Source organism: Kitasatospora sp. NPDC036755, from assembly GCF_040636595.1.
Taxonomy (GTDB): domain Bacteria; phylum Actinomycetota; class Actinomycetes; order Streptomycetales; family Streptomycetaceae; genus Kitasatospora.
The window spans coordinates 1-6,362 of record NZ_JBEZUT010000418.1 but is presented as its reverse complement, the minus strand read 5'-3'; the positions used below and the strand labels follow the sequence as shown (position 1 = coordinate 6,362).

The 6,362-nt window shown below is 75.5% G+C and carries 5 protein-coding genes and 1 pseudogene; 3 read left to right on the top strand and 3 right to left on the bottom strand.

Translation table 11 applies throughout. From position 1 onward, the window contains the following. From AB0E96_RS36900 to AB0E96_RS36890, 3 genes and pseudogenes are all read right to left on the bottom strand, one after another. A partial coding sequence (locus AB0E96_RS36900; protein ID WP_359830524.1) for a TIGR04222 domain-containing membrane protein occupies window positions 1-835 on the bottom strand: 835 nt, incomplete at its 3' end. Window positions 836-1,001: 166 nt separating this feature from the next. Then, window positions 1,002-2,084 (bottom strand): TIGR04222 domain-containing membrane protein, encoded by a 1,083-nt coding sequence (locus tag AB0E96_RS36895; protein WP_359830522.1) that lies wholly within the window; start codon window positions 2,082-2,084, stop codon window positions 1,002-1,004. 103 nt (window positions 2,085-2,187) lie between these two features. Next, window positions 2,188-3,500 (bottom strand): annotated as a pseudogene (locus tag AB0E96_RS36890) (DUF692 domain-containing protein). A gap of 291 nt (window positions 3,501-3,791) precedes the next feature. Here AB0E96_RS36890 and AB0E96_RS36885 point away from each other — a divergent pair. From AB0E96_RS36885 to AB0E96_RS36875, 3 genes are all read left to right on the top strand, one after another. Next, window positions 3,792-4,745 carry a GNAT family N-acetyltransferase gene (locus tag AB0E96_RS36885; RefSeq protein WP_359830520.1) on the top strand — a complete coding sequence of 318 codons (954 nt, stop codon included), beginning with the start codon at window positions 3,792-3,794 and terminating at the stop codon, window positions 4,743-4,745. 201 nt (window positions 4,746-4,946) lie between these two features. Next, a complete protein-coding gene (locus AB0E96_RS36880; protein WP_359830518.1) occupies window positions 4,947-5,957 on the top strand; it encodes an MBL fold metallo-hydrolase in 1,011 nt (336 codons plus the stop codon). A gap of 96 nt (window positions 5,958-6,053) precedes the next feature. Next, window positions 6,054-6,335, top strand: coding sequence for a hypothetical protein (locus AB0E96_RS36875; RefSeq protein WP_359830516.1), 282 nt, complete (start codon window positions 6,054-6,056; stop codon window positions 6,333-6,335). Window positions 6,336-6,362 lie beyond the last annotated feature (27 nt).

Sequence of the window (6,362 nt, the reverse complement as noted above, 5' to 3'; positions counted from 1 at the left end):
GCTTCGACGTCCTGGAGGCGGACGCCGCGGCCGCGGGCGTGCCGGTGGCGGAGCAGGACCGGTGCGGGCGCAGGGCGGCGCGGAGCCGGGCGTCGGGCAGGGCGGCCGCGCCGTTCATGGCGACGGCGGTGAGCAGTTCGCGCTCCTCGTCGTCGGCCAGGCCGCGCTGGCGGGCCGGGCGGACCTCGCGCAGCACCTCCTGGCCGATCGGGGAGGCCCATCGGGTGTACGGGTAGACGTCGACCCGGGCCATCAGCAGGGTGCCCGAGGTGAGCACCAGCGGCAGCGAGAACCAGGCGAGCGGGGCGAGGGTGTCACCGCCGGTGAAGCCGCCGAGGGCCAGCGACGCGGCCAGCAGGACCACCGTCAGCAGCAGCGCGTGCCGGACCTGCCGGATCACCACCACGGTGTTGCGCTGCACCAGGGCCGGGGTGGCCAGGCCGGCCAGCGCGAGCCGGGCGCCGATCTCCAGCACGGTGGGGTGCTCGGCCATCGCCCGGCGCAGTTCGTCGGTCGGGCACTGGACCTCGGGGCCGACGGTGGCGATGACCGCCCGTTCCAGGCGGCTACGGCCCTTGGGGTCGACGACGGTGGTCCAGCCGGTGTGCGCGAGGTGCAGCCGGCCGCGGCCGGCCATCAGGACGAGGGCGAGTTCGACGACCCGGTCCGGGCCGCCGGCCAGGTAGGCGGTCTCGTACAGGCCGATGCCGACGGCTTCGGGGGGCCGCAGGCCGTTCCGGTCGGCGAGGGCGTCGGCGGTGGCGGTCATCCGGACCAACCGGGCGCAGGACAGGACCGCCGCGACACAGGCCGGTATGAGGAACAGCAACCACATGGGCTTGTTGTATGCCTGCGCCGACGGCGGGCGGAACGTCTTCCCGGTTCGCGATACCGAACTGTGACGTCCGGCGGGCGGGCCGCCGGGGCCGGGATCCGCCGCCGCGGCCCGGCGGGCGGCCGGGTGGCAGGCGTTCCGCCCCGTGCGGGCCCGCCGGGGTGCCTCAGGAGCCGCAGCCGCCGCCGCAGCTCGATCCGCAGCTGGAGGAGGACGAGGAGCCGCAGCTCGACGAGGAGGAACCGCAGCTGGAGGAGGACGAGGAACCGCAGCTCGACGAGGAGGAACCGCAGCCGGAGGTGGACGAGCCGCAGCCCGACGAGCCGGAGGAACCGGAGTCGGAGGAGCCGCACCAGGCGGCCGAGCCGCCGTCCGAACCGGAGGAGCAGGAGGAGGACGAGGACGATGAGGAGGACGAGGACGCGCCCGAGGCGTTCGCGGCGGCGGCCTGCCGGACGGCCTCGTCCTCGGTGGAGGCGGCCAGCATCGCGGCCTGCAGCTCCTGGTCGTCCATCCCCGCGGCGGCCAGGCCGCCGAGCGCGAGCGCGCCCAGCAGCGCACCGCCGGCCAGCCGGGGCGGCATCCCCGCGTTGGGCGTCCACGGCCGGCCCTGCATCAGGGAGAGCTGACGCTCCCCGGCCGGGGTGATCCGGCTCTTCACCGGCGGGGTGGCGAGCAGCGTGACGAGGCCCACCAGCAGCAGGATGCCCGGCACCCAGAGGTTCGGGCGCTCGCGGCCGGGGACGCCGTCGTCCAGCAGCTCGGCGGCCACCGCGGAGGCCACCACGACGAGCATCGCGAGCCAGAGCAGTCGGCGGGCGGTGCGGGCCCGGCGCAGTCGCTCGGGGCGGCGCAGCAGGCCGCGGTCGGCGAGCCGGTCGCCGATCTCCTGGACGGCGGCGGAGCGCATCACGGCGGGGCGCAGCGAGCCGAGTTGGCGGCTCCCGGTCGGGCCGACGGCGTCCTGGACGGCCTTGTCGACGGCGTCGTACGGCTTGCCGCCGGTGAGGGTGACCAGGCCGGAGCGGCTGACCACGGCCTGCTCGCTCATGTGCATCCGGACCAGGGCGGTGTCGAACACCCGCCCCGGCCCGCCGGACAGGAACGCGGTGTCGAGCAGCGGCAGGCCGCGGCCGGGCAGGCCCTTGGCGTACCGGACCCGGCCGATGCGTTGGCGGGTCCGGGAGGCGTGGATCGCGGCGGCCGCCAGCAGGACGGCCGGGACGATGAAGTAGCTGTTGTGCCACATGGGCGGTCCCCCGGGGTGGTGATGGTTCGTCGAGGTCGGTGGCGCCGGCAGGTCCGTCGGCGGGCTGTCGGTGGCCCGTCGGTCGTCCGTCGGCGGGCCGTGGTCAGCGGCGCAGGGCCCGGCGCAGGCGTGCGAGCGGGCCCGGAGGCCTTACGGGTGCCGGGTGGAGCCACTGCTCCAGGGCCCGGCGGCGGTCGGCGGCGAGCGGCCCGCCGTCGGTGAGCACCCACTCGGCGAAGGCCCGGGCGTCGGCGCGGTAGCCGCCGGTCTGCGGGTGGGAGCGGGCGTAGCCGAGGAAGAGCGGCCCGTACTGCGCGCCGAGCGCGCGGGGCAGGTCGGGGGCCACCTTGGCGGCGGTGTCCCGCCGCTTGGCGGCCAGGCCGACGGACTGGGCGCGGACCTGGCGCTCGTCGAAGCCGGGCGGGACGGGCCCGCCGGCCACCAGGGCGGCCAGCAGTTCCTCCTGCCGCCGGGCCAGGCGCCGCCGGGCGGCCGCGAGGTCCTGGTCGGCGGTGCCCTGACCGGCGTTCTCCCGCGCCGTGGTGTCGGTCGTCACCGGGTGCTCCCCTCCAGCACCCGGCGGACGGCGTCCAGTTCGCCGGCCAGCTCGCTGGGCGGCGGGAAGTCGGCGTCCCGCTCCAGCAGGACCCCGGGCGGGTCGACCCGCGCGCACAGTTCGGCGAGCACCTCCAGCACCGGTTCGGTGACGGGGTGGGCGTGGGTGTCGTGCCAGACGCCGTCGACCATGGTGCCGCCCGCGACGTGGACGTAGGCGATCGCCTCCAACGGCAGGCGGTCGAGTTCGGCGGCCGGGTCGATGCCGAGGTTGACCCGGTTGGTGTGGAGGTTGGCGACGTCGATCAGCAGCCGGACGCCGGTGCGTTCGACCAGCTCGGCGAGGAACTGGCCCTCGGTGAACTCGTCGTCCGGCCAGGCGAGCTGGGCGGCGACGTTCTCCAGGGCGAGCGGCACCGGCAGCCGGTCCCGGGCGATCCGGACGTTCTCGGCGATCACCCGCAGCGAGTCCCGGGTGCGGGGGACGGGCAGCAGGTGGCCGGCCTCCAGGCCGCCGGCCCGGACGAACGCCAGGTGCTCGGTGACCAGCGGGGAGCCGAGCGCCGTCGCGACCCCGGCCAGCCGGTCGAGGCGGTCGGGGTCGGGCAGGTCGGCGCCGCCGAGGCCGAGTCCGACGCCGTGCGGGACGACGGTGACGCCGCGTTCGCGCAGTACGGTCAGGGAGTCGGGCAGGTGGTCGGCGCAGATGTTCTCGGCGACCACCTCGACCCAGTCCAGGCCGGGCTGGCGCTCGACGACGGTGTCGATCTCGCTGCGCCAGCCGAGGCCGACGCCCAGGCGGGGCGTGCCGGTGGGGCGGGTGGTGGCGCGGGGCTTGGCGCCCAGGGCAGGAGAAGTCATCGGTTCGCCCCCTTCGGAGGCCGGGTGGAAGGGCCGTCGACCGGTGTGGGCGTCGTCGCCGGAACCGCGCGGCCGTGCTGCTGAGAATGTCCCCGGGTGGGGTTGCTGCCAAGCCTCACCCGGTCTTCTCAGAGCATTATTTGAGCATGCCGCTCCGACGATCAGGGACTTTGGTCCCGAGCCCGAGCCCGAGCCCGGACCCGAGTCCGGGTCGGCGTCCGCGAGTGCCGTGCCCGGCCTGCCGGAAAACCGGAGGCGCCGGGCGGGCGGGCGCGGCTAGCGTGGGAATCCATGACTCCTTCTGATTCCTTGACGATCCGTGACTTCCGCCCCGACGACGCGGGGGCCGTGGTCGCGGCGCACCGGGCCGGGCGCGAGCACCTGGTGCTCTCCGCCGAGGCCCTGGTCTGGCTGAACGCCCAGCCCAGCCCCGAGGAGCACTTCCGCACCTTCGTCGCCGAGCTGGCCGGCGAGGTGATCGGGGCGGTGCGCTGCGGGGTGGTGCTCGGGACGACGACCGAGGGGGTCGGCTACGCCAACGGCAGCGTGCTGCCGGCGTTCCGGCGGCGCGGTGCGGCCACCGCCCTGCTGTCCGCGGCCGAGCGGCACCTGGCCGGGCACGGGGTGGCGGAGCTGCACACCTGGATGGACGACGAGCCCGCCTCGCTGGCCTTCGCCACCGCCCGGGGCTACCGGCTCGGGCGCACCATGCAGTTCGCCGGACGGGACCTGGCGCTGCCGCTGCCGCCCGCGCCGGTCCTGCCGCCGGGTGTCGAGCTGCGCCCGGCCTCGGACTGGGCGGACGACCCGCACCCGCTGTTCCTGGTCGAGGCGGACGCCGTCCTGGACGAGCCCGGCAGCGAGGTGCCGATGGACGCCTACGAGTACGAGGACTGGCTGCGCGCCGACTGGACGAGGCCGGACCGGGACCGGGCGCTGAGCGTCGTCGCCGTGGTGGACGGCGTGCCGGCCGCCTTCAGCATGGCGCAGACCGACGGGGTGGACCGCTACTGGTCCGCGTTCACCGCCTGCCGCCGGGACTTCCGCGGCCGGGGGCTGACCAAGCCGGCCAAGCTGGAGTCCCTGCGGCTCGCGGCGCTGGCGGGCTACCGTTACGCGTACACCAGCAACGACACCACCAACGGGCCGATGCTGGCGATCAACCGGTGGCTGGGGTACGAGCGCTGCGCGGGGGAGCGCAAGGCGATCAAGCGGCTGAATCCGGCGTCCGCGCAGGGGATCTGACGCCGGGGCACCGGGTGCCGGGCGTCGGGCGTCGGGCGTCGGGCGTCGGTACCGGGGTCGGGTGTCGGGGAGCACTTCGGCCAGATGTGGTCCAGACCACGCGGGAGGAACCGGGACGGATCGGCCTTCTTCGGGCGCGAAGTGGCTTGAACCGTAATAGTTTTGCTCCACTCCTGTCACCGCATGGGCATAATCGCGCACATGACGATCAGCCGTGCGAACGTGAGCGCGATTGCCGAGGACCTGTACGTGTGGCTCCCGCCCAAGCGGGGCTGGGGCCTGGCCAACTGCGGGCTGCTGGCCTCGGAGACCACCGCGCTCTGGATCGACACGCCGTACGACCCCTCGATGGCCCAGGAGTTCCTCGCCGCGAGCCGGCGGCTGCTGCCGGACGGGGTCGGGATCGACCGGGTGGTCGTCACCCACGCCAACGGGGACCACCTGTGGGGCGCCGGGGTACTGCCGGACGCCGAGGTGATCGCCACCCGCGAGGCGCTGGAGCACATCCACTGGGAGCCCACCCCGCAGCAGCAGCACGCGCTGGTCGCCAACAGCGACCCGCACTCGCCGCTCGGCGGCTACCTGAAGGAGCACTTCGGGCAGTTCGACTGGTCCGAGACCGAGCCGGTGCGCCCCGACACCGTCTTCACCGGCGAGCTGGAACTGACCGTCGGCCGCCACCCGGTGCGGATCACCAGCCTGCCCGCCGCCCACACCGGCGGCGACCTTCTCGTCCACCTCCCGCACCAGCGCGCGGTGTTCACCGGTGACGTGATCTTCTCCTCGACTCCCGCGCAGCCCGGCGACCACCCCTCGCACTGGGCCGGACCGCTGGAGAACGTCATCGGCGCCTGCGAGCAGGCCCTGGCCACCGGCGCGGAGGTCTTCGTGCCCGGCCACGGCCCGGTGCTCGACCGGGACGGCGTCCGGGAGCACATCGGCTACCTCGCCTACGTCCGCGACCGCGCCCACGCCCTGCACGCCGCCGGGATACCCGCGCTGGACGCCGCCCGGCGGGTGATCGCCGAACAGCGCCACCCCGAACTCGGGCTGCCCGAGCGGCTGGTGCTCACCGTCGCGGCCGAGTACCGGCACCTGGACGGCACCCCGGCCCCGGGCGCCCTGGAGGCGCTGGGCCAGGTCGCCCTGGTGGCCCGGGAGCTCGCCGAGGACGGAGCCCGTGCTCAGCGCCCGGGCACCGTCCGGAACTGACCCCGCCCGGCCCCGCCGTAACAGCGCGGCCCCGTCGCAGGCGTCCGGCCCCGCCGTACCACCCGCTCCAACCCGCAAGCACCCCCGAGGACTTCGATGACGCAGATCGCGCTGATCGTCCTGGCGCTGGTCGCCGCCGTGGCCGCGGCCGTGCTCGCCCGCGGCAGGGCCGGGGCCGTCGCCCGGGCAGCGGACGCCGAGAGCGCGCTCGGCCGGAGCGAGGAACGCGCCCGGACCGCCGAGGGCAGGCTCGCCCGCGCGGAACAGCAGCAGCGCGAGGCGCAGGAGGCCGCCCGGCGCTCCGCCGAGGCTCCGGCGCGGTCTCGGCCCTGGTCGTCCCGCACACCACCTGGGCCCAGGCCATGGGCCTGTGCGTGATCTACGGCCTGCTGATCGTGCTGCTGG

Excerpts from the sequence above, each read along its gene's own strand:
- AB0E96_RS36895 (WP_359830522.1), bottom strand. The coding sequence starts at position 2,084 with ATGTGGCACAACAGCTACTTCATCGTCCCGGCCGTCCTGCTGGCGGCC.
- AB0E96_RS36885 (WP_359830520.1), top strand. The coding sequence starts at position 3,792 with ATGACTCCTTCTGATTCCTTGACGATCCGTGACTTCCGCCCCGACGAC.
- AB0E96_RS36880 (WP_359830518.1), top strand. The coding sequence starts at position 4,947 with ATGACGATCAGCCGTGCGAACGTGAGCGCGATTGCCGAGGACCTGTAC.
- AB0E96_RS36875 (WP_359830516.1), top strand. The coding sequence starts at position 6,054 with ATGACGCAGATCGCGCTGATCGTCCTGGCGCTGGTCGCCGCCGTGGCC.